The 21588-nt window shown below is 75.0% G+C and carries 25 protein-coding genes; 16 read left to right on the forward strand and 9 right to left on the reverse strand.

Translation table 11 applies throughout. From position 1 onward, the window contains the following. Positions 1-8 precede the first annotated feature (8 nt). Positions 9-1382 carry an AI-2E family transporter gene (locus ABD158_RS09525; protein WP_344006477.1) on the forward strand — a complete coding sequence of 458 codons (1374 nt, stop codon included), beginning with the start codon at positions 9-11 and terminating at the stop codon, positions 1380-1382. Next, positions 1379-2626: a threonine ammonia-lyase gene (gene ilvA / locus ABD158_RS09530; RefSeq protein WP_344006479.1), complete on the forward strand. Its 1248-nt coding sequence runs from the start codon at positions 1379-1381 to the stop codon at positions 2624-2626. The genes ABD158_RS09525 and ilvA overlap by 4 nt, the downstream gene beginning before the upstream one ends. A gap of 41 nt (positions 2627-2667) precedes the next feature. Here the strand turns inward: ilvA and greA are convergent, their stop codons facing one another. Further along, positions 2668-3162 (reverse strand): transcription elongation factor GreA, encoded by a 495-nt coding sequence (gene greA, locus ABD158_RS09535; RefSeq protein ID WP_344006481.1) that lies wholly within the window; start codon positions 3160-3162, stop codon positions 2668-2670. Positions 3163-3335: 173 nt separating this feature from the next. Continuing rightward, positions 3336-3752, reverse strand: coding sequence for a DUF4307 domain-containing protein (locus ABD158_RS09540; protein WP_344006483.1), 417 nt, complete (start codon positions 3750-3752; stop codon positions 3336-3338). A 213-nt stretch (positions 3753-3965) separates the two neighbouring features. On the opposite strand from ABD158_RS09540, the gene mca reads away from it, so the two are divergent. Together mca and ABD158_RS09550 are read left to right on the forward strand one after the other, a co-directional pair. Then, positions 3966-4835 (forward strand): mycothiol conjugate amidase Mca, encoded by an 870-nt coding sequence (gene mca / locus ABD158_RS09545; protein ID WP_344007013.1) that lies wholly within the window; start codon positions 3966-3968, stop codon positions 4833-4835. A 13-nt stretch (positions 4836-4848) separates the two neighbouring features. Next, entirely contained in the window at positions 4849-5163 is a 315-nt protein-coding gene (locus ABD158_RS09550; RefSeq protein ID WP_344006484.1) for a hypothetical protein, read from the forward strand. A 3-nt stretch (positions 5164-5166) separates the two neighbouring features. On the opposite strand, the gene ABD158_RS09555 is transcribed toward ABD158_RS09550, so the two are convergent. Continuing rightward, positions 5167-5553: a thioredoxin family protein gene (locus tag ABD158_RS09555; RefSeq protein ID WP_344006485.1), complete on the reverse strand. Its 387-nt coding sequence runs from the start codon at positions 5551-5553 to the stop codon at positions 5167-5169. A gap of 60 nt (positions 5554-5613) precedes the next feature. Here ABD158_RS09555 and ABD158_RS09560 point away from each other — a divergent pair, with 60 nt between their 5' ends. Further along, positions 5614-6849 (forward strand): SulP family inorganic anion transporter, encoded by a 1236-nt coding sequence (locus ABD158_RS09560; RefSeq protein ID WP_344006488.1) that lies wholly within the window; start codon positions 5614-5616, stop codon positions 6847-6849. Here the strand turns inward: ABD158_RS09560 and ABD158_RS09565 are convergent. The 3 genes from ABD158_RS09565 to ABD158_RS09575 are packed head-to-tail and all read right to left on the reverse strand — an operon-like array spanning position 6827 to position 9632. Next, positions 6827-9031, reverse strand: coding sequence for a heavy metal translocating P-type ATPase (locus tag ABD158_RS09565; protein WP_344007015.1), 2205 nt, complete (start codon positions 9029-9031; stop codon positions 6827-6829). The genes ABD158_RS09560 and ABD158_RS09565 overlap by 23 nt on opposite strands. 47 nt (positions 9032-9078) lie before the next feature. Continuing rightward, the gene (locus ABD158_RS09570) at positions 9079-9282 is read right to left on the reverse strand and encodes a heavy-metal-associated domain-containing protein (protein WP_344006490.1); all 204 of its coding nucleotides are present in this window, start codon (positions 9280-9282) and stop codon (positions 9079-9081) included. A gap of 47 nt (positions 9283-9329) precedes the next feature. Beyond that, positions 9330-9632 (reverse strand): metal-sensitive transcriptional regulator, encoded by a 303-nt coding sequence (locus ABD158_RS09575; RefSeq protein ID WP_344006492.1) that lies wholly within the window; start codon positions 9630-9632, stop codon positions 9330-9332. A 104-nt stretch (positions 9633-9736) separates the two neighbouring features. Between ABD158_RS09575 and ABD158_RS09580 the strand changes: the two genes are divergently transcribed. Both ABD158_RS09580 and ABD158_RS09585 read left to right on the forward strand, forming a co-directional pair. Beyond that, on the forward strand, positions 9737-11122 hold the full coding sequence (locus ABD158_RS09580) for a GntP family permease (RefSeq protein WP_344006494.1): 1386 nt from the start codon (positions 9737-9739) through the stop codon (positions 11120-11122). 23 nt (positions 11123-11145) lie between these two features. Beyond that, on the forward strand, positions 11146-11970 hold the full coding sequence (locus ABD158_RS09585; protein ID WP_344006496.1) for a DUF1353 domain-containing protein: 825 nt from the start codon (positions 11146-11148) through the stop codon (positions 11968-11970). Here ABD158_RS09585 and trhA read toward each other — a convergent pair. Further along, entirely contained in the window at positions 11955-12674 is a 720-nt protein-coding gene (gene trhA / locus ABD158_RS09590; RefSeq protein ID WP_344006498.1) for a PAQR family membrane homeostasis protein TrhA, read from the reverse strand. The two genes, ABD158_RS09585 and trhA, sit on opposite strands and share 16 nt — an antisense overlap. 85 nt (positions 12675-12759) lie before the next feature. On the opposite strand from trhA, the gene ABD158_RS09595 reads away from it, so the two are divergent. The 4 genes from ABD158_RS09595 to ABD158_RS09610 all read left to right on the forward strand — a co-directional run bounded on the left by ABD158_RS09595 (position 12760) and on the right by ABD158_RS09610 (position 16780). Beyond that, positions 12760-13536 (forward strand): isoprenyl transferase, encoded by a 777-nt coding sequence (locus tag ABD158_RS09595; protein ID WP_344006500.1) that lies wholly within the window; start codon positions 12760-12762, stop codon positions 13534-13536. A gap of 454 nt (positions 13537-13990) precedes the next feature. Further along, entirely contained in the window at positions 13991-15253 is a 1263-nt protein-coding gene (phoH2, locus tag ABD158_RS09600) for an RNA 5'-3' helicase PhoH2 (protein ID WP_425573183.1), read from the forward strand. Positions 15254-15507: 254 nt separating this feature from the next. Then, complete coding sequence (locus ABD158_RS09605) at positions 15508-16197, forward strand: aggregation-promoting factor C-terminal-like domain-containing protein (protein ID WP_344006503.1); 690 nt, start codon at positions 15508-15510, stop codon at positions 16195-16197. A gap of 43 nt (positions 16198-16240) precedes the next feature. Further along, positions 16241-16780, forward strand: a complete 540-nt coding sequence (locus tag ABD158_RS09610; RefSeq protein WP_344006505.1) for a GNAT family N-acetyltransferase — start codon at positions 16241-16243, stop codon at positions 16778-16780. 64 nt (positions 16781-16844) lie between these two features. Here the strand turns inward: ABD158_RS09610 and ABD158_RS09615 are convergent, their stop codons facing one another. Further along, positions 16845-17309: a class I SAM-dependent DNA methyltransferase gene (locus tag ABD158_RS09615; protein WP_344006507.1), complete on the reverse strand. Its 465-nt coding sequence runs from the start codon at positions 17307-17309 to the stop codon at positions 16845-16847. Next, positions 17306-18706 carry a class II fumarate hydratase gene (locus ABD158_RS09620; protein ID WP_425573176.1) on the reverse strand — a complete coding sequence of 467 codons (1401 nt, stop codon included), beginning with the start codon at positions 18704-18706 and terminating at the stop codon, positions 17306-17308. Before ABD158_RS09620 ends, ABD158_RS09615 begins: the two co-directional genes overlap by 4 nt. 90 nt (positions 18707-18796) lie before the next feature. On the opposite strand from ABD158_RS09620, the gene ABD158_RS09625 reads away from it, so the two are divergent. From ABD158_RS09625 to ABD158_RS09645, 5 genes are all read left to right on the forward strand, one after another. Then, a complete protein-coding gene (locus ABD158_RS09625) occupies positions 18797-19144 on the forward strand; it encodes an ArsR/SmtB family transcription factor (protein WP_344006509.1) in 348 nt (115 codons plus the stop codon). Beyond that, positions 19141-19644 (forward strand): SRPBCC domain-containing protein, encoded by a 504-nt coding sequence (locus ABD158_RS09630; protein WP_344006511.1) that lies wholly within the window; start codon positions 19141-19143, stop codon positions 19642-19644. The genes ABD158_RS09625 and ABD158_RS09630 overlap by 4 nt, the downstream gene beginning before the upstream one ends. Before the next feature lie 82 nt (positions 19645-19726). After that, positions 19727-20182 (forward strand): DoxX family protein, encoded by a 456-nt coding sequence (locus tag ABD158_RS09635; RefSeq protein WP_344006513.1) that lies wholly within the window; start codon positions 19727-19729, stop codon positions 20180-20182. A 19-nt stretch (positions 20183-20201) separates the two neighbouring features. Beyond that, entirely contained in the window at positions 20202-20873 is a 672-nt protein-coding gene (locus ABD158_RS09640) for a DUF1707 SHOCT-like domain-containing protein (protein WP_344006515.1), read from the forward strand. Between the two features lie 17 nt (positions 20874-20890). Continuing rightward, positions 20891-21523: a DUF1707 SHOCT-like domain-containing protein gene (locus ABD158_RS09645; protein WP_344006517.1), complete on the forward strand. Its 633-nt coding sequence runs from the start codon at positions 20891-20893 to the stop codon at positions 21521-21523. Positions 21524-21588 lie beyond the last annotated feature (65 nt).

Below are 21588 nucleotides of genomic sequence, written 5' to 3' on the forward strand. Positions count from 1 at the left end.
CTGAACCGGTGACGAGTGTCGGCAACGACCTCCCCCGGGGAGGAGCCGCCGCGGACGAGGTCCGCGACGCAGGGGTCGACGAGCCCGGAGCCGACGGGCCCGACGGGCCCGACACCGCCGAAGAGCGCCGCCGTACGGCGTGGCGGCGGCGCGGCCGCGAGGCCGAGCGCGGCGAGCGGCTGGCCCAGCAGTTCGTGCAGCAGTGGACCGCGATGCGGGCGGAGCGGCGCGCGGAGCCCGCACCGGTGCGGGGCGGGGAGACCGACACCCGCCCGGCCGAGGTCCCCTGGGCCCTCGACGTGGCGGCCGCCTGGGCGTGGCGTCTGCTGCTGATCGCGGGTGCCGGGTTCCTGGTGCTGTGGCTGCTCGCCTACTTCGCGGTGGTCACCCTGCCGCTCGCGATCTCCCTGCTCATCGCCGCCCTGGCCAGCCCCCTGGTCCACCTGCTCCAGCGGGCGCGGGTGCCGGCCGCGGTCGGCGCGGCGGTCGCCGTCGTGCTCGGGCTGGGCTTCGTCGCGCTGCTCCTGACGTTCGTGAGCCGCCAGATCGCGGAGGGCGCCGCCGACCTGGGCGCCCAGGTGGCCGCCGGCCTCGGACAGGTCCGCGACTGGCTGAAGACCGGGCCGCTCAACGCGAGCGACAGCCAGATCAACGACTGGCTGGGCCAGGCCCAGTCCACGCTGACCGAGAACTCCCAGGACGCGCAGATCGTGGCCCGCCTCAGCGAGGTCGGGGCGGCGCTGGGCCACGTCCTCGCCGGGTTGTTCATCACGCTGTTCGCGACCTTCTTCTTCCTCGCCGACGGTCGCCGGATCTGGTCCTGGGTGGTCCGGCTGGCCCCCCGCGCGGCCCGTGAGCGCTTCGACGAGTCCGGCCACGTCGCCTGGGTCTCGCTGACCCAGTTCGTGCGCGCCACCGTCGTCGTGGCCCTGGTCGACGCCATCGGGATCATGATCTGGGCCGCCGTCCTGGGCGTGCCGTTCGTCGCCGCCATCGGCGTGCTGGTCTTCCTGGGCGCCTTCGTGCCCCTGATCGGCGCCACCGTCGCGGGCAGCGTCGCGGTCCTCGTCGCGCTCGTCGACCAGGGGCCGGTCACGGCGCTGCTCATGCTGCTGGGCGTCATCGTTGTCCAGCAGATCGAGGGCCACATCCTCCAGCCGTTCCTCATGGGCCGCTTCGTGTCGGTCCACCCGCTCGGCGTGATCGTCGCCATCGGCTGCGGCGTCCTGGTCGCCGGCGTCGCCGGCGCCCTGATCGCCGTGCCGCTCGTGGCCGCGCTCAACGCGGTCGTCCAGCACCTGGCCGCCGCCACACCGGTCGGCGGTGATCCCGAGGAGCTCGCCGACGACGAGCTCGCGACCCCTGCCGTGGAGGCGCCGTGACCGCGACCGAGCCGACGGCGACCGACCCGACCGCGGGGGTCGGCCTGGCCGACGTCCGCGCCGCCCGCGAGGTCCTCGCCGGCGTCGCCACGCTGACCCCGATGGAGGAGTCGCGCTGGCTCTCCGACCTGGCCGGGGGGCCGGTGCGGCTGAAGGCGGAGAACCTCCAGCGGTGCGGCTCGTTCAAGATCCGGGGCGCCTACCTGCGGATGTCGCGGCTCACCGAGGCCGAGCGCGCGAACGGCGTCGTCGCGGCCTCCGCCGGCAACCACGCCCAGGGGGTGGCGCTGGCCGCCCAGATGCTCGGGATCAAGGCGACCGTGGTCATGCCCGTCGGGGCGCCGATCCCGAAGGAGAAGGCCACCCGCGGGTACGGCGCCGACGTGCTGTTCCACGGCCGCAGCGTCGACGAGGCGCTCGAGCTGGCCCGCGAGCACGCCGAGCTGACGGGCGCGGTGCTGATCCACCCGTTCGACCACGTCGACATCGTCGCCGGGCAGGGCACGCTCGGGCTCGAGGTGCTCGAGCAGGCCCCCGAGACCCGCACCGTGCTGGTCCCGACCGGCGGCGGCGGCCTGCTGGCGGGCGTCGCGGTGGCGATCAAGGCGCTGGACCCGACGGTGCGCGTCGTCGGCGTCCAGGCCGAGGGCGCCGCGGCGTACCCGGGCTCGCTGGAGGCAGGGGCGCCGGTGCCGCTCACGGCCATGGCGACGATGGCCGACGGCATCGCCGTCGGCCGCCCCGGCGACGTGCCGTTCGCGGCGGTGCGCGAGCACGTCGACGAGGTCGTGACCGTCGGCGAGGAGTCGATGTCCCGGGCCCTGCTGGCGCTGCTCGAGCGGGCCAAGATGGTCGTGGAGCCCGCGGGTGCCGCCGCGGTCGCGGCGCTGCTGGACCACCCGCACCGGTGGCAGACGCCGGCGGTCGCGGTGCTGTCCGGCGGCAACATCGACCCCCTGCTGCTCGGCAAGGTGATCCGTCACGGCATGGCCGCCGCGGGCCGCTTCCTCTACCTGCGCGTGTGCGTCCCCGACCGTCCCGGCGGTCTCGCCCAGCTGCTGGTCGACGTCGCCGGGGCCGGGGCCAACGTGCTCGAGGTCGGCCACGAGCGGCTCTCGCCGCAGCTGCGGATCGACGAGGTGGAGGTGCGCATCCACGCGGAGACCCGCGGCGAGGCGCACGCCGCCGAGGTCACCGCACGGCTGCGCGAGAGCGGGTACCGCGTGGAGGCCCAGCCGGTGTAGCGACCGGACCGGCCGTGCGGTCCGGCCGGCCGGTCCGGAGGTCAGCCCGTGTAGGGCGTGGCCTCGACGACCTCGACCTGCAGCTTCTTGCCGTTGGGGGCCTCGTAGGTGACGGTGTCGCCGACCTTGGCGCCGACGATCGCCGAGCCGAGCGGCGACTGGGGCGAGAACACGTCGAGGGAGTCGTCCTCGATCTCGCGGGCGCCGAGCAGGAAGGTCTCGGTGTCGTCGTCGCCGACGAAGCGGTAGGTGACCTTCATGCCGGGGGAGACGGTGCCGTCGTCGGAGGGGGTCTCGCCCACCTCGGCGCGCCGCAGCATGTCCTCGAGCTGCAGGATGCGGCCCTCGACCTTGCCCTGCTCCTCGCGGGCGGCGTGGTAGCCGCCGTTCTCCTTGAGGTCGCCCTCGTCGCGGGCGGCGCTGATCCGGTCGACGATCTCCTGGCGCACGGGACCCTTGAGGTTCTCGAGCTCGGCCGAGAGCTTGTCGTAGGCCTCCTGGGTCAGCCAGACGGTGTCCTGCTCGGACTGGGTCATCGCGTGCTCCTGGGTGTGAGAATGATCGTGCCGGTGCGTCTGTCGACGTCACCGGCTCGTGAGGGGGACTCGGTCCGCCGCGTTCTCCGCGCGGGCGGCGCCCGACGGACGGGGCCCGGCAGGCGGATGGACGACCATAGCAAGGGCCCCGCCGTCGCGGGCAAGCCCGTGCCTCAGCGGGGGCGGGGCTGGCCCGGGGTGGTGCAGCCGAGGGACTCCAGCGCCGTCGCCCGCCGCTCCGTGCGGACGACCTGCTCGATCCGGCCGGTGCCGTCGAAGTCGTCGCCGTCGAGCTCGAACCCGACCTCGCCGACCACGGAGTGGTCCTCGGAGACCGCCCGGACCCGGCAGGTGGCCACCACGCCGGGGTCGATCGACACGTTCAGCACCGCGGTGGCCGTGCGGTCGTCGGCGATGTCCCAGCCGACCAGCTTGGAGCGCACGTCGGGCGCGGAGTAGGCCAGCGTCACCCACGCGAGCCAGACGGCGGCGACCACGCCGACGGCGACGAGCGCCGAGACGCCGACGCGGCGGGCGCTGAGACGCGGTGCGCCGTACCTCTCCTGCAGCCGGGTGTCCGAGGTGTCCACGCCACCATCGTCCCACCCGGCCCGAACCGGGGCGAAAACTCGGGCGTCGGCGGCCCGCCATAGTCTGGAGGCATGCACGAGGACGCGTCCCCCGAGGCGCAGCGCGAGACCCACCGGGCCCACGGGGAGCACCACGAGGGCGCCCACACCGACACCGCGGCCACGGCCCGCCGTGCCGCGGCCCACGGCGGGCCCCGCTCCGGGCTGCGCCTCATGCACGTCCACGCCCACCCCGACGACGAGTCGTCGAAGGGTGCGGCCTCGACCGCGATGTACGTCGACCAGGGTGCCGAGGTGCACGTCGTGACCTGCACCGGCGGGGAGCGCGGCTCGATCCTCAACCCGCGGATGGACCGCCCCGACGTCCTCGAGAACATGACCGAGGTCCGCCGTGCGGAGATGGACGCGGCGCGCGAGATCCTCGGCATCACCCAGCACTGGCTGGGGTTCGTCGACTCGGGCTGGCCCGACGGCGACCCCAAGCCCCCGCTGCCGGAGGGCTGCTTCGGGCTCGTCCCCGTCGAGGAGGCCGCCGAAGCGCTGGTCCGGCTGATCCGCCAGGTGCGGCCCCACGTCGTGACGACGTACGACGAGCGCGGTGGCTACCCGCACCCCGACCACGTGATGTGCCACCGGGTCAGCGTCGCGGCCTTCGAGGCGGCCGGCGACCCCGACGCCTACCCCGAGGCCGGCCAGCCCTGGACGCCCAGCAAGCTCTACTACCACCACAGCTTCAACCGGCCGCGGATGACGGCGATCCACGAGGCCATGCTGGAGCGGGGGCTGGAGTCGCCGTGGGCCGAGCGCCTCGCGAGCTGGGAGCCCGAGCCGGAGTGGGACGCCCGCATCACCACGCGGGTGCCGTGTGCCGACTACTTCGAGGTCCGTGACCGGGCGCTGCTGGCGCACGCGACGCAGATCGACCCCGACGGCCACTGGTTCGCCGTCCCGATGGAGCTGTCGCAGTCGGTGTGGCCGACCGAGGACTTCGAGCGCGTGGTCGACCGCACCGGCGCCCCGCTCCCCGAGGACGACCTCTTCGCGGGCGTCACGCCCGACCCCGGCGCGGCTTCGGCGCAGTGAGAGACTGGACCCCGTGACGCCGCTGCTGCTCGACTCCGCGCTGGTCCTCGCCCACGCCCTGACCCACCTCCCGCAGGTGCTGATGGACGTGCCCGCCCCGGGCGGCCTCGAGCAGGGCCCGGAGCCGGAGGACGTGAAGGCCGGATGGACCGCGTTCGCGATCTTCTTCGGCCTCTGCGGGGTCGTCGCGCTGCTGTGCTGGAGCTTCGTGCGCCAGATCGCGAAGGCGAAGCGGGCGAAGGACGCGGGGGTCTACGGCGACGAGCCCGTCACGGCCGACGAGCGCGTCGACACCGCCGCCGCGGACACCCCCGCCGACCGGGGCTGAGCCTCAGCCCTCGGAGGGCTGCGCGGAGCCGGCCTGGGCCTCGGCGACCTGGCGTCGCACGTCGTCCATGTCGAGGCCGCGGACGGCCCCGATCAGCTCGTCCAGCGCGGCCGGGGGCAGGGCGCCCGCCTGGGCGAACACCTGGATCCCGTCGCGGAACGCCATCAGGGTCGGGATCGACGAGATCTGCGCGGCGGCCGACAGCTGCTGCTCCTGCTCGGTGTCGACCGACCCGAAGGTGATGTCGGGGTTCGCCTCCGAGGCCGCCTCGTAGGTCGGGGCGAACTGGCGGCACGGGCCGCACCAGGAGGCCCAGAAGTCCACGAGGAGGATGCCCTCGCCCTCGACGTGGCCGGCGAAGTTCTCTGCGGTCAGCTCGATGGTGGCCATCGCTCCACCGTACGACGCCCGGTCCAGGCTCGCGAGGACCGCGTCCTAGGCTCGGTCCTCGTGGCCCAGCAGCCGGACCCCGCCGCCCCACCGCCGGAGGTCCACACCGTCCTCGGCGCGCTGCGCTCGCCGCGGGTGCTGCGCTGTGAGCTGCTCGCCGGCCTGGTCGTGGCGCTGGCCCTGGTGCCCGAGGCGATCTCGTTCGCGGTCATCGTCGGCGTCGACCCGCGCGTCGGCCTGTTCACCTCGGTGACGATGGCGCTGTCGATCGCCGTGCTGGGCGGACGGCGGGCGATGATCTCGTCGGCCACCGGGGCCGTCGCGTTCGTCGTCGCGCCGGTGATGGCGGCCCACGGGCTGGACTACCTGCTGGCGACCGTCCTGCTCGGCGGGGCGGTGCAGGTCGTGCTGGGGCTGGCCGGGGTCGCGCGCCTGATGCGTCACGTCCCGCCCGCGGTGGTGACCGGGTTCGTGAACTCGCTGGCCGCCCTGCTGCTGCTCGCCCAGCTGCCGCACGTCGTCGGCGTGCCCTGGGTCGTGTACCCCCTGGTGGTGGCGGGCCTCGCGCTGATCGTGCTCGCGCCCCGCGTGACCCGGCTCGTGCCGTCGCCGCTCGTGGCGATCGCGGTGCTCACGGCGCTGGTGGTGCTCGGCGGCCTCGACGTGCCCGACGTCGGCGACGAGGGTGCCCTGCCGGACGGCCTGCCCTCCCTGGTGCTGCCCGACGTCCCGCCGACCTGGGAGACGCTGCGCATCGTCGCGCCGTACGCCGTGGGGCTGGCGCTGGTCGGCCTCCTCGAGACCCTGGTGACCGCCGACCTCGTCGACGCCGCGACCCGGACGGGCTCGGACAAGCGTCGCGAGGCGTGGGGCCAGGGCGGCGCGAACCTCGTGACCGGGCTGTTCGGCGGCATGGGCGGGTGCGCGGTGATCGGGCAGTCGATGATGAACACCCGGCTCGCCCACGCCCGCACCCGGCTCTCGACGTTCTCGGCGGGCGCGTTCCTGCTCGTGCTGGTCGTCGCGCTGGGCCCGGAGGTCGCGGCGATCCCGATGGCGGCGCTGGTCGCGGTGATGCTGGTGGTCGCCTGGCGCAGCGCGGACGTCGACAGCCTGCGCCCCTCGACGCTGCGGCGGGCGCCGCTGGGCCACACCGCCACGATGCTGTCGACCCTGGCCGCGGTCGTCCTCACCCACAACCTGCTCGTGGGCCTCGTCGTCGGCGTCCTGGTGGCCGGCGTGGTGGCGGCCCCGGCCCGGCTGCGCGACGTGCTCAGCCGTCGGCGCGGGCGGTGAAGCCGCGCAGGCGCAGGGAGTTGGCGACCACGAACAGCGACGAGGCGGCCATCGCGAGGCCCGCGAGCATCGGGTTCAGCAGCCCGAGCGCGGCCAGGGGCAGCGCGGCCACGTTGTAGGCGAACGCCCAGAACAGGTTGCCCTTGATCGTGGCGAGCGTGCGCCTCGACAGGCGCACGGCGTCGCCGGCGACCCGCAGGTCGCCGCGCACCAGGGTCAGGTCCGCGGCCTCGATGGCGGCGTCGGTGCCGGTGCCCATCGCGAGGCCCAGGTCGGCGGTGGCGAGGGCGGCGGCGTCGTTGACGCCGTCACCGACCATCGCGACGACGTGGCCCGCGTCCTGGTAGCGCCGGACGACCGCGACCTTGTCCTCGGGCAGCACCTCGGCGACGACGTCGCCGGGGTCGATGCCGACCTGCGCGGCCACGGCGCGGGCCACGGGGGCCGCGTCGCCGGTGAGGAGCACCGGCCGGAGGCCGAGCGCGCGCAGGTCGGCGACCGCCTCGGCCGAGGTGTCCCGGACCGTGTCGGCGACCGCGAGCACGCCGCGCGCGCGGCCGCCCCACCCGACCACGACCCGGGTGCCGCCGTCCGCCGCCGCCAGCGCGGCCGCCAGCCCGACCGGCAGCGCGACGTCGTCGAGCAGACGGGCGCGCCCCACGGTCACCTCGGTGCCCTCGACGGTGCCGCGGACCCCCAGACCGGCGGAGCTGGCGAAGTCGACGACCTCGGGCAGGGCGCCCCGCCCGGCGTCCGCGGACGCGGCGGCGGCCGCGCCCGCCACCGCCCGGCCCACCGGGTGCTCGGAGGCGGCCTCGACGGCGCCCGCCAGGTGCAGCACGCGGGAGGGGTCCTCGCCCTCGGCCGCGACGACGTCGACGAGCTCCATGCGCCCGGTCGTGACCGTCCCGGTCTTGTCGAGCAGCACCACGTCGGGCCGCCGCGTGCGCTCGAGCGCCTCGGGGCCCTTGATGAGGACGCCGAGCTGGGCCCCGCGCCCGGTGCCCACCATCAGCGCCATCGGGGTCGCGAGGCCGAGCGCGCAGGGGCACGCGATGATCAGCACGGCGACCGCGGCGGTGACGGCGGCCTCGGCGGGCTCGCCCAGCAGCAGCCAGGTCGCCAGGGTCAGCGCGGCGAGCACGAGCACGAGCGGGACGAAGACGGCCGAGACGCGGTCGGCGAGGCGCTGCGCGGAGGCCTTCTGCGCCTGCGCGTCCTCGACGAGCCGGGCCATGCGGGCCAGACGGGTCCCGGCGCCGACCCGGCTCGCCCGTACGAGCAGCTGCCCGGAGACGCCGAGGGTGCCGCCGACCACGGTGTCGCCCGCGGCGACCTCGGTGGGGACCGACTCGCCGGTCAGCATCGAGGTGTCGACGGCGGAGGCGCCGGAGAGCACCTCGCCGTCGGTCGCGACGGTCTCGCCGGGTCGCACCCGGAACACGTCGCCGACGGCGAGCCGCTCGACGGGCACGCGCTCCTCCCGGGTGACGGAGCCGTCGGGGGCGGTGACGACCCGGGTCGCCTCGCGGGCGCCGAGGTCCAGCAGCGCGCGGAGGGCCGAGCCGGCCCGGCGCTTGGAGCGGTGCTCGAGCCAGCGTCCGGCGAGCAGGAACGTGGTCACGCCCGCGGCGGCCTCGAGGTAGACGTTCGCGCCGCCGTCGCCGCGCTCGACGGTGAGGGCGAAGCCGTGGCGCATCCCGATCTCGCCCGCCGAGCCGAGGAGCAGCGCGTAGAGGGACCAGCCGAGGGCCGCGAGCGTGCCGAGGGACACGAGGGTATCCATCGTGGTGGCGCCGTGGCGCAGGTTCGTCCACGCGGCCCGGTGGAACGGCGCGCCGCCCCAGACGACGACCGGCAGCGCGAGGGCCAGCGAGACCCACTGCCAGCCGGGGAACTGCCACGGGGGCACCATCGCCAGCGCCACGACGGGCAAGCTGAGCGCGGCGGACACGGCCAGGCGGCGGTCGAGCCCGTCGGCGCCCTCCCCGGGCGTCGCCGCGGGTCGCGGCAGGCTCGCGCCGTACCCGGCCCGCGCCACGACGTCGATCAGGTCGTCGGCGCTGACGCCGGCGGGGTGGCTCACCCGGGCCCGCTCGGTGGCGTAGTTGACGCTCGCGGTCACGCCCTCGACCTTGTTGAGCTTGCGCTCGATGCGGTTCGCGCACGACGCGCAGGTCATGCCGGTGAGCTCGAGCTCGACCTCCTCCCGGTGGGCGGTGGGCGTGCTCACCGGACGGCGTACCCCGCCTCGGCGACGGCCGCGCGGACCGCGTCGTCGTCGACGGGGGAGTCGGTCGTGAGGGCGAGGCGCCCGGAGTCGAGGTCGACGGCGACGTCGGTGACGCCGGCGAGCTCCGAGACCTCCTCGGTCACGGACGCGACGCAGTGCTCGCAGGTCATGCCGTCGACGGTGTAGGTCTGCTGGGCCACGGGGATCTCCTCGGGTGCGGGGACGGACGGGGACGGACGGGGGACGGTCAGGAGCGGACGAGGCGGGTGATGGCGGCGCTCGCCTCGGCGAGCTTCTCGCGCGCGGCGGCGTCGTCGCCGGCCGCGGCCGCGTCGACCACGCAGTGCGCGAGGTGGTCGTCGAGCAGGCCGAGGGCGACGGCCTGGAGGGCCTTCGTCATCGCGGAGACCTGGGTCAGGATGTCGATGCAGTACTGGTCCTCGGCGACCATCCGCTGCAGGCCGCGGGCCTGGCCCTCGATGCGGCGCAGCCGCTTCAGGTACGCCTCCTTCTCGTCGCCGTACCCGGGTGGGGCGGGGGTCTCGGTCACGGGTCCTCCTGGTGTCGGCCTGATACCCCCCTACCGTACCAGGGGTACCCCCATGGGGTAACGGTCACGCCGCGACCTGGGCGCCGTCTGTGAGGATGCGGCGCGTGGAGATCGACTTCGACCCCGTCCTGGGCGCCGGCCCCCTGCTCGGCATCGCGGCCGGCGCCGTCGCGGTCCTCCTGCTGCTGATCATCCGCTTCAGGGTGCACGCGTTCCTCGCCCTCGTCCTGGTGAGCATCGGCACGGCGTTCGCCACCGGCATCCCGGCGGCCCTCGTCGTGCCGACCCTGACCGCCGGCTTCGGCACGACGCTCGGCACCGTCGCGCTGCTGGTGGCGCTGGGAGCCATGCTGGGCCGACTGGTGGAGGTCAGCGGCGGCGCCCAGGTGCTGACCGAGAGGCTGATCGGCGCGTTCGGCGAGAAGCGGGCGCCCCTGGCGCTGGGCGTGACGTCGCTGGTCTTCGGCTTCCCCATCTTCTTCGACGCCGGGCTCGTGGTCATGCTGCCGGTCGTCTTCGCCGTCGCCCGGCGCCTCGGCGGGGGAGTGCTGCGCTACGGGCTCCCGGCCGCCGGGGCGTTCTCCGTGATGCACGTCTTCGTGCCGCCCCACCCGGGCCCGGTCGCCGCCGCGGGCCTGCTCGAGGCGCAGGTCGGCCTCGTCGTGCTGCTGGGGATCGCCGTGGCCGTGCCCACCTGGTACGTCACCTGCTACCTGTTCGGGCTCTGGGCCGGCCGCCGCTGGGAGCTCCCCGTGCCCGAGGTGCTGAGCGGCGGGCCCCCGGAGGACCACCCCTCCGGCGCGGCGCCGCGCGCCGGCACGGTCGTCGGGCTGCTCCTGCTGCCGCTGGTGCTGATCTTCCTGGAGACCGGCCTCAACACCGCCTCGACCGCCGGCTGGGTGGACGGCGAGGCGACGTGGGTCGCGATGCTCCGCGCGCTCGGGGCGACACCGGTCGCGCTGCTGGTGACGGTGCTCGTCGCCATGTACGTGCTCGGCGTCCGACGGGGCGTGGCCGGCGAGACCCTGGAGAAGCTGGTCGACGGTGCGCTCGGGCCGGTCTGCGCGATCATCCTGATCACCGGGGCCGGGGGCATGTTCGGCTTCGTGCTGCGCACCAGCGGCATCGGGGACGCCCTCGCCGACACCCTGGCCGACCTCGGCATCCCGGTGATCCTCGCGGCGTTCCTCATCGCCTCGGCGCTGCGGATCGCCCAGGGCTCCGCGACGGTCGCGCTGACCACGGCCGCCGGCCTCGTGCAGCCGATCGTGCTCGGCGGCGACTTCAGCGCCGTGCAGGTCGCGGCCGTGGTGCTGGCGCTCGCCGCGGGGTCCGTGGTGGCGAGCCACGTCAACGACTCCGGCTTCTGGCTGGTGGGGCGCTTCCTGGAGATGGACGTGCGCACGACGCTCAAGACCTGGACCGTCATGGAGACCACCATCGGCGTGACGGGCTTCGGCCTGGCCTGCGTGATCTACGTCCTGGGGTGACCCTGCCCGGGCACACTCACCCCGTGAGGCGCTTCTTCGACGGCGGCCTGCCCGACGAGCCGGCCGACCGGGCGGCCCCGGCCCGGGTCTTCCTCGAGCGACGCATGGAGGACGGCTCCGAGTCCTTCGCGGTCCTGCGCCGCCTCGGGTACGACGACCGTCGCCTGGGGCCCCTGCTGGTGCCGGCCGACCCCGCGACGTTCCGCAGCGACCTGACGTCCGTGCCGCGCTTCTTCACCTGGCTCGTGCCCCGCAGCGGGCGCCACCTGCCCGCCGCGCTGGTCCACGACGGCCTGGTCGAGACCGACCCCGCGGCGGGCCCGACGTACGTGTCGACCCAGGGCCACGTGGTGACCCGCCCGCAGGCCGACCGGGTGCTCCGCGACGCGATGGCCGACCTGGGCGTCCCGCTCGTCCAGCGCTGGCTGGTGTGGGCCGCGGTGACGGTCGCGACGATGCTCGACGGCCGCGCGACGGGCTGGGGCCCGCTGCGGCGGTGGTGGTACCGCGGCGCGGTCGTCGTGACGCTGGGCGCGGTCGTGGTGATGGGCGGCCTCGCCACGGCCGACCTGCTCGACCTCGAGGTGGGTGGCTGGGAGGTCTCGGTGCCGTGGATCGTCGACGCGCCGCCCGTGCCTGAGCTGCTCCAGGGTGCCCTCGCGGCGGTCGTGCTGCCGGCCCTGCTGGCGTCGACCTGGGGGCCGTTCCGCGCCGCCGGGCTGATCGCGGCGGTCGCGCTGGGGCTGCTGCTCCCGGTGACCGTGGCGCTCGTCGCGGTGTACCTGGTCTACCTCGGGCTGGAGGGCGTGGCGCGGGTCATCGCCCGGCGCGGTCAGCGCAGCGAGTAGGTGAGCAGCGAGACCGCGACGTAGTGGCTCGCGAACGCGAGGATCGTCAGCACGTGGAACACCTCGTGGAAGCCGAACCACTGCGGCCACGGGTTGGGTCGCTTGAGGCCGTAGACGACGCCGCCCAGGGTGTAGAGGCCGCCTCCGACGATCACCAGGACGAGCACGGCCGTGCCCATGCCGCTGCCGATGGCCGAGGCACCCTGCGCGAAGTCGGGCAGGAAGAAGACGGCCGCCCAGCCCAGCGCGATGTAGATCGGCACGTAGAGCCAGCGCGGCGCGCCCGACCAGAACACCCGGAACAGCACGCCGAGGATCGCCCCGCTCCACACGGTGGTCAGCAGCACGACCCGCGGGGTCCCGTCGAGCAGCAGCAGGCTGAACGGGGTGTAGGACCCGGCGATGAGGATGAAGATGTTGGAGTGGTCGAAGCGCCGCAGGAACCCCCACGCCCGGGGGGACCACGTGCCGCGGTGGTAGACCGCCGAGACGGTGAACAGCAGCAGGGCGGACCCCGTGAACACCGCCGACCCGACCCGGGTGGCGGTGTCGTGGGACAGGACGACCAGCACGATCCCGGCCGCCAGCGTCAGGGGGGCCGTCGCCAGGTGCAGCCAGCCGCGCAGCCGTGGCTTGACCTCCTCCAGGGCCTCGCGCAGGTGTCCCGCGGCTTCGGCCCGGACCTCGGAGACTCGTGCGCTCATGGGTCTCAGGCTAGCGGGGGACGACGACCGGCCACCGGGTTCGTGAGCAACCTCGCGCCCGCCCCGGGCCGCTAGCATGCGGCGGGTGGACTGGAAGCGGGGAGTGCGACGGGTGCTGTACCCGGCGTACGAGGCCCGCCTCCTGCGCCGCATCCCGGAGGGGCGCATGCCCCAGCACATCGGGGTGATGCTCGACGGCAACCGGCGCTGGGCGCGGACCGTCGGCCTCGGGACCGCCGAGGGCTACCGCGCGGGCGCCGACAACATCCGCCCGCTGCTGGGCTGGTGCGAGGAGATCGGCGTCGAGGTCGTCACGCTGTGGCTGCTCTCCAGCGACAACCTGTCGAACCGTCCGCCCGAGGAGCTCGAGGGCCTGCTGGAGATCATCGAGGGCGCCGTCGACTCGATGGCCGCCGAGGGCCGCTGGCGCATCCACCCGGTGGGAGCGCTCGACCTGCTGCCGGCCGGCACCGCGGCCCGGCTCAAGGCCGTGGAGGAGGCGACCCGCGACATCGACGGGATCCTCGTCAACGTCGCCGTCGGGTACGGCGGGCGGCGTGAGATCGCGGACGCCGTGCGGTCGCTGCTGGCCGAGCACGCCGGGGCCGGGACGACCCTGGAGGAGCTCGCGCAGGTCATCGACGTCGAGCACATCGCCGCGCACCTCTACACCAGGGGCCAGCCCGACCCCGACCTCGTGATCCGCACCTCCGGCGAGCAGCGCCTGGGCGGCTTCCTGCTCTGGCAGAGCGCGACCAGCGAGTTCTACTTCTGCGAGGCCTTCTGGCCGGACTTCCGCCGCACCGACTTCCTCCGCGCCGTCCGGGCCTACGCCCTGCGCGACCGCCGCCACGGCGCCTGACCCCCCGGCGAGACGCCCCGCGCGCGACCCCCGGGTCTCCCGCCCGCGGCCCGTCCGTGACGCCTGTGACGGGTGGGACGAGGCGTCACGTGTCGTTCACACGGGCGTCGGGCGTGTCGCGCCGGGCGGACGCCGGCGCGGCGTACGTTCGCAGGCATCGGCGGGTGGGGAAGCCCGCCGTACCAGGAGGTCCGAGTCTTGTCCGTCCACCGACACCACCCCCGCCGCCCGGCGTGGGGCGGAGCCGCGGTCGGAGGAGGGGGCCGGCACTCCGGCCCCAGGGCGTGCTCCCGGTCCGAGCGCAGCGAGTAGGGCCGGGGCGGGAGTGCGCGTGCCGGTCCGCGAGGGGTAAGCCGTGGCCTCCACGACCAGCAGCGTCACCAGCACCAGCACCAGCGACACCAGCACCGCCGGACCCGCCGGGGTCCGCACCTACGTCGTCGACACCAGCGTCCTGCTGGCCGACCCCGGCGCGCTGCGCCGGTTCGACGAGCACGAGGTCGTGCTGCCGGTGGTCGTCATCACCGAGCTCGAGGGCAAGCGTCACCACCCCGAGCTGGGCTACTTCGCCCGGACCGCCCTGCGCTCGCTCGACGAGCTGCGCGTGCTGCACGGCCGTCTCGACCAGCCCGTCCCGATCGGCGAGGACGGCGGCTCGCTGCGCGTCGAGCTCAACCACACCGACCCGGCGGCGCTGCCGTCCGGCTTCCGGCTCGGCGACAACGACACCCGGATCCTGGCGGTGGCCCGCAACCTGGCCGACGAGGGCCACCGGGTGACGCTGGTGTCGAAGGACCTGCCGCTGCGGATCAAGGCCTCCGCGGTCGGCCTGGACGCCCAGGAGTACCGGGCGGAGGCCGTGGGGGAGTCCGACTCCGGCTACACCGGCATGGCCGAGCTCGACGTGAGCGCCGCCGACCTCGACGACCTGTACGACGCGGGCGTGGCCGACGTCCCGGAGGCCCGGGACCTGCCGTGCCACCAGGGTCTGGTGCTGCTCTCGGACCGCGGCACCGCGCTGGGTCGCGTGACCCCCGACAAGCAGGTGCGCCTGGTGCGCGGCGACCGCGAGGCGTTCGGGATCCACGGCCGCTCCGCCGAGCAGCGGATGGCGCTGGAGCTGCTGCTGGACCCCGAGGTCGGCATCGTCTCCCTCGGCGGGCGCGCCGGCACCGGCAAGTCGGCGATGGCGATGTGCGCCGGTCTCGAGACCGTCATGGAGCGCCGCCAGCACAGCAAGGTGGTCGTCTTTAGGCCCCTGTTCGCCGTGGGCGGCCAGGAGCTCGGCTACCTGCCGGGCTCGGAGTCGGAGAAGATGTCGCCCTGGGCGCAGGCGGTGTTCGACACCCTCGGCTCGGTCGCCGGCAAGCACGTCATCGAGGAGGTCCTCGAGCGCGGGATGCTCGAGGTCCTGCCGCTGACCCACATCCGGGGCCGCTCGCTGCACGACTCGTTCGTGATCGTCGACGAGGCCCAGAGCCTCGAGCGCAACGTGCTGCTCACGGTCCTGTCCCGGATCGGCGCCAACTCCAAGGTCGTGCTGACCCACGACGTCGCCCAGCGCGACAACCTCCGGGTGGGCCGCCACGACGGCGTCGTGTCGGTGGTCGAGCGGCTGAAGGGCCACCCGCTGTTCGCCCACGTCACCCTGACCCGCTCCGAGCGCTCCCCGGTCGCAGCGCTCGTCACGGAGATGCTGGAGCACGTCACGCTCTGAGCCGGTCCCGCCCCCTCCCGCAGGGGCCTCGGCGGTGCCGCCGGGGCCCCTGTGGCGTGCGGGACGGATGTGACGATCGGCCCGCGACACTATGCACCGAAACGCCCGCCGAGGGTTTGCGTCCCTTTCAACCATCCGGCATGGTGTCGGAGGTTCGAGGCGTGCGACGGACCTCATCCCCCGGTCCACCGCGCCGACCCGGTCCGCCCCCACGGGGCGGTCGCGACCTGCCGCCTACCCCTGTGGACCTCCCTGTGCCGAAGCGCTCGACCTACGTCCCGAAGCACCGCCAGGCCCCCGCCGGCCCGGCCGCCGCCAAGAAGCTGGTCGGCAACACCGTCCTGTTCTCCTCGGTCGCCGTCGTCGCGACGGGCACCGTGGTGTCCGGAGGCGTGCTGAGCAGCGGCCCGACCGCCGTCACCGCCGCCGCGGACACCACCGCCGCGGGCGCCACGGCGGGCGGCGCCGCCACCGACGGTCTGGAGTCCACCGCGGTGGCGACCGAGCGGGTCACCCGGATCCTCACCGAGCGCAGCGAGGCGATCAGCCGCTCCGACCGCCGCGAGGCGACCGACCCGGCGAAGGAGGCCGCCCTGTCCCAGGACGCCGGGGCCGGCCGCGTCGAGGAGGTCGAGCTCTCCGACTCCGACCCGCGCGACATCGCGCAGGCCCTGCTGCCCGAGTACGGTTTCTCCTCCGACCAGTTCGGCTGCCTCGACTCGCTGTGGACGAAGGAGTCCGGCTGGTCGGTCACGGCCGACAACCCGACCTCCTCGGCGTACGGGATCCCCCAGTCGCTGCCCGGCGAGAAGATGGCCAGCGAGGGCGCCGACTGGGCGACCAACCCCGAGACCCAGATCCGCTGGGGCCTGGGCTACATCGCCGACCGCTACGGCAGCCCGTGCGGCGCCTGGGGCCACAGCGTCGCCAACAACTGGTACTGAGCCGGCTGGCCGTCACCCCCCTCGCCCCGGCTAGGGTCCCGGGATGGAGACCCTCAGCACCCCCCGGTTGCACCTGGTCCCGCTGAGCGCGGAGGTGCTGCGCCGCCGTCTCGCCGCTGACGACTTCGAGCTGGTCCTCGACCTGCCCGACGGCACGCGCACCGTCGGCTTCGGCCCGCAGTGGCCCGGCGACGTCGTGGGCTCCTACGAGGCGCTGCTCGGCTCGCTGGGACCCACCGTGGCGGACGACGTCGTGGTGGACCTGCGCTACGTCGCGGTCGACCGGGAGGCCCTGCAGGCCGTCGCCGAGCTGGGCGCCAAGGGCCCGGTCGCCGGGGACGGGGCGGTCGAGATCGGCTACGGCGTCAACGAGGCCTGCCGTGGACGCGGCCTCGGCACGGAGGCCGTGGGCGCCCTCGTGACCGCGGCCCTCGGGCGAGACGACGTGACGCGGGTGCTCGCCCACACCACCTCCGACAACATCGCCAGCCAGCGGGTCCTCGAGAACACCGGCTTCAGCCGCGTCGGCAGCACCGTCGAGGAGGGGCACGGCCCCGTGGCGGTCTGGGAGCGCACCACCTGAGACCGCACCACCTGAGATCGCGCCACCGGGGAACGGAGCGCTCGAGGTCGGGGCGCCCCGTGCGTCAGCGGGCCACGAGCAGGACCCGTCCCGCCACGTCCGTGCGACTCACCCGCCGGAAGCGACCCTCCAGCGCCGCCCGGTGCGCCTCGGCGTCCCCGGCTCCGGTCGCGCCCACGAGGCTCCCGCCCCCTCGCAGCACCCGCCGGACCTCGGGCAGGACGGCGTCGAGGTCGCCGAGGGCGTCGAGGCGGCCGGCGACCACCACGTCGTACGCCGCGCCCGACAGGTCCATCGCGGTCGCGTCGAGCACGCGGGCCGGGACCCCGCGCGCCGCGACGAGGCCGACGGCCCGCACCGAGGCGTCGGTCGCGAGCAGCGCGGCGCCCGGGTGGGCGTCGCGGAGTCGCGCCGTCAGGGTGCCGTCGCCGCAGCCGACCTCGAGCACGTCGGGCAGCGCCCGGCCGGGGGGCAGGGCACGACCGACCTCCTCGACCAGGAGGGCGAGGAGGTCGGCCGGTCCGCTCACGGGTGGGTCATCGACTCCACGTCGAGGGCCTCGTCGAGCTGGGCCTCGGTGAGCTCGCCGCGCTCGACGTAGCCGAGCGCGACCACGGTCTCGCGGATGGTCGTGCCGTCGGCGAGGGCCTTCTTGGCGATCTTCGCGGCGGCCTCGTAGCCGATGTGCTTGTTGAGCGGGGTGACCACCGACGGCGAGGACTCCGCGTAGCGGCGCATCCGGTCGGCGTCGGCGGTGATGCCGTCGACGCAGCGCTCGGCGAGCAGGACCGTAGAGGTCGACAGCAGGCGTGCGGACTCCAGCAGGTTGCGCGCCATGACCGGCATCATCACGTTCAGCTCGAAGCTGCCCGACGCGCCCGCGTGGGTGACGGCGGCGTCGTTGCCGATCACCTGCGCGCAGACCATGAGGGTGGCCTCCGGCAGGACCGGGTTCACCTTGCCGGGCATGATGCTCGACCCCGGCTGCAGGTCCGGGAGGTGGATCTCCGCGAGGCCGGTGGTGGGACCGGACGACATCCAGCGCAGGTCGTTGCACAGCTTGGTGACGCCGACCGCGATGGTCTTCAGCACGCCGGACAGCTCGACCAGCGAGTCCCGGGCGCCCTGGGCCTCGAAGTGGTCGCGCGCCTCGGTGAACGGCTGGCCGGTCGTCTCGCCGAGGACCTCGATCACGCGGGCGGCGAAGCCGGGCGGGGTGTTGATGCCGGTGCCGACCGCCGTGCCGCCGAGCGGCAGCTCGCGCACGCGGGGAAGGACGGCGTCGAGGCGCTCGGCCGCGTAGCGCATCGTCGCGGCGTACCCGCCGAACTCCTGGCCGAGCATGACCGGGGTAGCGTCCATGAGGTGGGTGCGGCCCGACTTCACCAGGCCGGCGAACTCCGTCGCCTTGGCCTCGAGGGAGGTCGCGAGCACGTCGAGCGCCGGCTGCAGGTCCTCGGTGACCGCCAGCGCGGCCGCCACGTGGATCGCGGTCGGGAAGGTGTCGTTGGACGACTGGCTGGCGTTGACGTGGTCGTTGGGGTGGACCTCGGTGCCCGCCCGGCCGGCGAGGGAGGCGAGGACCTCGTTCATGTTCATGTTGGAGCTCGTGCCGGACCCGGTCTGGAAGACGTCGAGCGGGAAGGCGTCGAGGTGCTCGCCGGTGGCGACGGCCTCCGCGCCCGTGCGGATCGCGGAGGCCCGCGCCTCGTCGAGGACGCCGAGCTCGGCGTTGACCACGGCGGCGGCCTGCTTGACGCGCGCCATCGCCTGCACGAGGCGGGGCTCCAGCGTCGTGCCGGAGATCGGGAAGTTCTCGATCGCACGCTGGGTCTGGGCCCGCCAGAGGGCCTCGCGCGGCACCTGCACCTCCCCCATGGAGTCGTGCTCGGTGCGGAATCCGGTGCCGGTGTCGTCGGTGCTCACGACTGCGCACCTTATCGACCCGCCCCGCCCACCGGCCCGCCGACGGTCGCCCCCCTGGACAACCGGTAACAGATGAGTTACCAATGAGTCATGGACGTCTTCGCCGCCCTGGCCGACCCCGTGCGGCGGGACCTGCTGGTCGCGGTGGCGGCCGGACCGGTGCGGGTCGCCGACCTCGCCGCCCGGCACGCCGTGAGCAGACCCGCGGTCAGCCGCCACCTGCGGGTGCTCGGCGAGAGCGGCCTGGTGGTGGGGGAGGACCGCGGCCGTGAGCGGCACTACCGGCTCCGGCCCGGCGGCCTCGAGCCGGTGGCGGCCTTCGTGACCGGCCTGGCGGCGGTGCCGCCGGTCGCGGAGCGCCACCTGGACGCCCTGGACCTGGAGGTGCGGCGGACCGTGCGCGAGCGCGGTCCCGGACGGCGGGAGGAGACCGGATGAGCGCAGCGATGACCGGGTGGCGCGAGGCGGACGGGGGCGGGGGGCGGCTCGTCCTCGAGCGGCGCTTCCGCGCCCCACGGGAGGACGTGTGGGCCGCCGTCACCGAGCCGGGGCGCCTCGAGCGCTGGATCGGGACCTGGTCCGGCGACCCCGCCGACGGGCAGGTGGCGTTCCGGATGACCGCCGAGGGCGAGGACGTCGCGGCCGAGACGATGCGGATCGAGGAGTGCGAGCCGCCGTCCCGGCTGCGCCTGGTCTCGGACGGCTGGGTCCTCGAGCTCGACCTCGCCGAGACCCCCACGGCCGACGGGGTCGTCACCACCCTGCGGTTCGCCCAGGTGATGCCGCTGCCGGAGTCGGCCGCGGAGATCGGACCGGGCTGGGAGTACTACCTCGACCGCCTCGCCGCGGTCCTGGCCGGGCGGGACGTGGCCGGGGTGGCCTGGGACGACTACCCGGCGCTGGGAGCGCCGTACGCCGCGGCCTTCGCCGACGACTGAGGGGCCGGGCGTCTCATCGGGGTCTCAGGAACGGGCCGTAGCGTGGCGGGCTCAGTTGACGTGACAACATCTCGGAGGCCCCGTGAAGACCCCCACCACCCCGCCCGTCGTGACCGACGTCGTGCTGCTGGCCGCCCGGCTGCTGCTCGGCGTCGTGCTGCTCGCCCACGGCCTGCCCAAGCTCGGCGACGGCCTCACGGCCACCGCGCAGGGGTTCGACGCGATGGGCATCCCCGCCCCCGAGGCCGCGGCGCTGTTCGCGATCGTCGCCGAGGTCGGCGGTGGGGTGCTGCTCCTGATCGGCGCCCTCACCCCGCTCGCCGGTCTGCTGGTCGCCGCCCAGATGGCCGGGGCGTTCTGGTTCGCGCACCGCGGGCTCGAGCCGCTCGTCTCCGAGGGCGGGTGGGAGCTCGTCGGCGTCGTCGGCGTCCTCGCCCTGGTGCTCGGCGCGGTCGGCCCGGGCCGCTTCGCCGTGGACGGCGTCGCCCGGGGCCGCACGCGGCGGCGCCGGTCCGCGAGCGCCGCCACCGCGGCCTGAGTCGTCCTAGGGTGGGGCCATGAGCCTCGACCAGCCCGCCGGGGGTGACCCGGGCAAGCTGCGGATCTCCGACGCCGAGCGTCACCGTGCCGCCGACTTCCTGCGGGACGCGGCCGCGGAGGGCCGACTCGACGTCGACGAGCTCGACGAGCGGCTCGAGGCCACCTACGCCGCCAAGACCTACGACGACCTGCTCCCGGTGCTCGTCGACCTGCCCGGCACCGACGGCTCGCCGCTGGTGCGGCCCCGGGGCGCGGAGCCCGCCTCCCGGGCGACGGGCGCCGGCTCGCCCTCGGTGCCGGCCACCCGCCACGACCTCAGCGTCGCGGTGATGTCGGGCCAGGACCGGCGCGGTGTCTGGGAGGTCGGGCCCGGCCACCAGGCGGTGGCCGTGATGGGCGGGGTCACCCTGGACCTGCGCCGGGCCCGGTTCGCCTCCGCCGAGGTCGTGATCACGGCGGTCGCGCTGATGGGCGGCATCGACGTCGTCGTCGGGGCGGGCCAGCGGGTCTCGGTCGAGGGCTTCGGGCTGATGGGCGGGTTCGACGAGGCCCGCCCGCAGGTCGACGCCGACCTCGGCCCCGACTCCCCGCTCGTGCGGGTCCGCGGCGTCGCGATCATGGGCGGGGTCACCGTCACCCGCAAGGCGGACCCCGGCACGCCGAGGCGCCTGCGGCGCGGCGGCCACTGAGCGGCGAGGATGCTGCGGTGAGCCACGACCCCCGACTGCTGCGGATCTCCGACGCCGAGCGCCAGCAGGTCGCCGAGGCGCTGCGGGACGCGGCGGGGGACGGGCGGCTGGACCTCGACGAGCTGGAGGAGCGCCTCGAGGCGACCTGGTCGGCCCGGACGTACGCGGACCTCGAGCCGGTGCTGGCCGACCTCCCCGCACAGGCGCCGGCGCCGCCGGGGGAGCGCGCCGTCGCGCGTCGGGGTCCGGCCGCGGCGGCGGCGACCCACGCGCAGACGTACGACGCGAGCACCGGCATGCTCTCGGAGCGCCGGCGCACCGGCGTGTGGCGGGTGCCGGCGGAGCACACGGCGGTCGCCGTGCTCGGCGCGGTGACGCTGGACCTGCGCGAGGCGGTCTTCGAGGCCCGGGAGACGACCATCGTCGCCAACACCGTGCTGGGCTCGGTCGAGATCGTGGTGGACGCCGAGACCGCCGTGGTCGTCGACGGCACCCCCGTGCTCGGCGACTACAGCCCGGTCACGGACAAGGTCCCGCCCCAGCTGCACGACGGCTCGCCGGTGGTGCGGGTGCGCGGGGTGTCGCTGCTGGGCAGCGTCACCGTGACCCGCAAGGCCCAGCCCGGCCGGAAGCGCCGGCGCTGGTTCTGAGCCCCTCGGGGAGCGGACGCGGCACCGCCCCGCCGTCCGAGGACGGCGGGGCGGCTGCGGAGCGG

Source organism: Nocardioides lentus (assembly GCF_039529515.1).
Lineage (GTDB): Bacteria > Actinomycetota > Actinomycetes > Propionibacteriales > Nocardioidaceae > Nocardioides > Nocardioides lentus.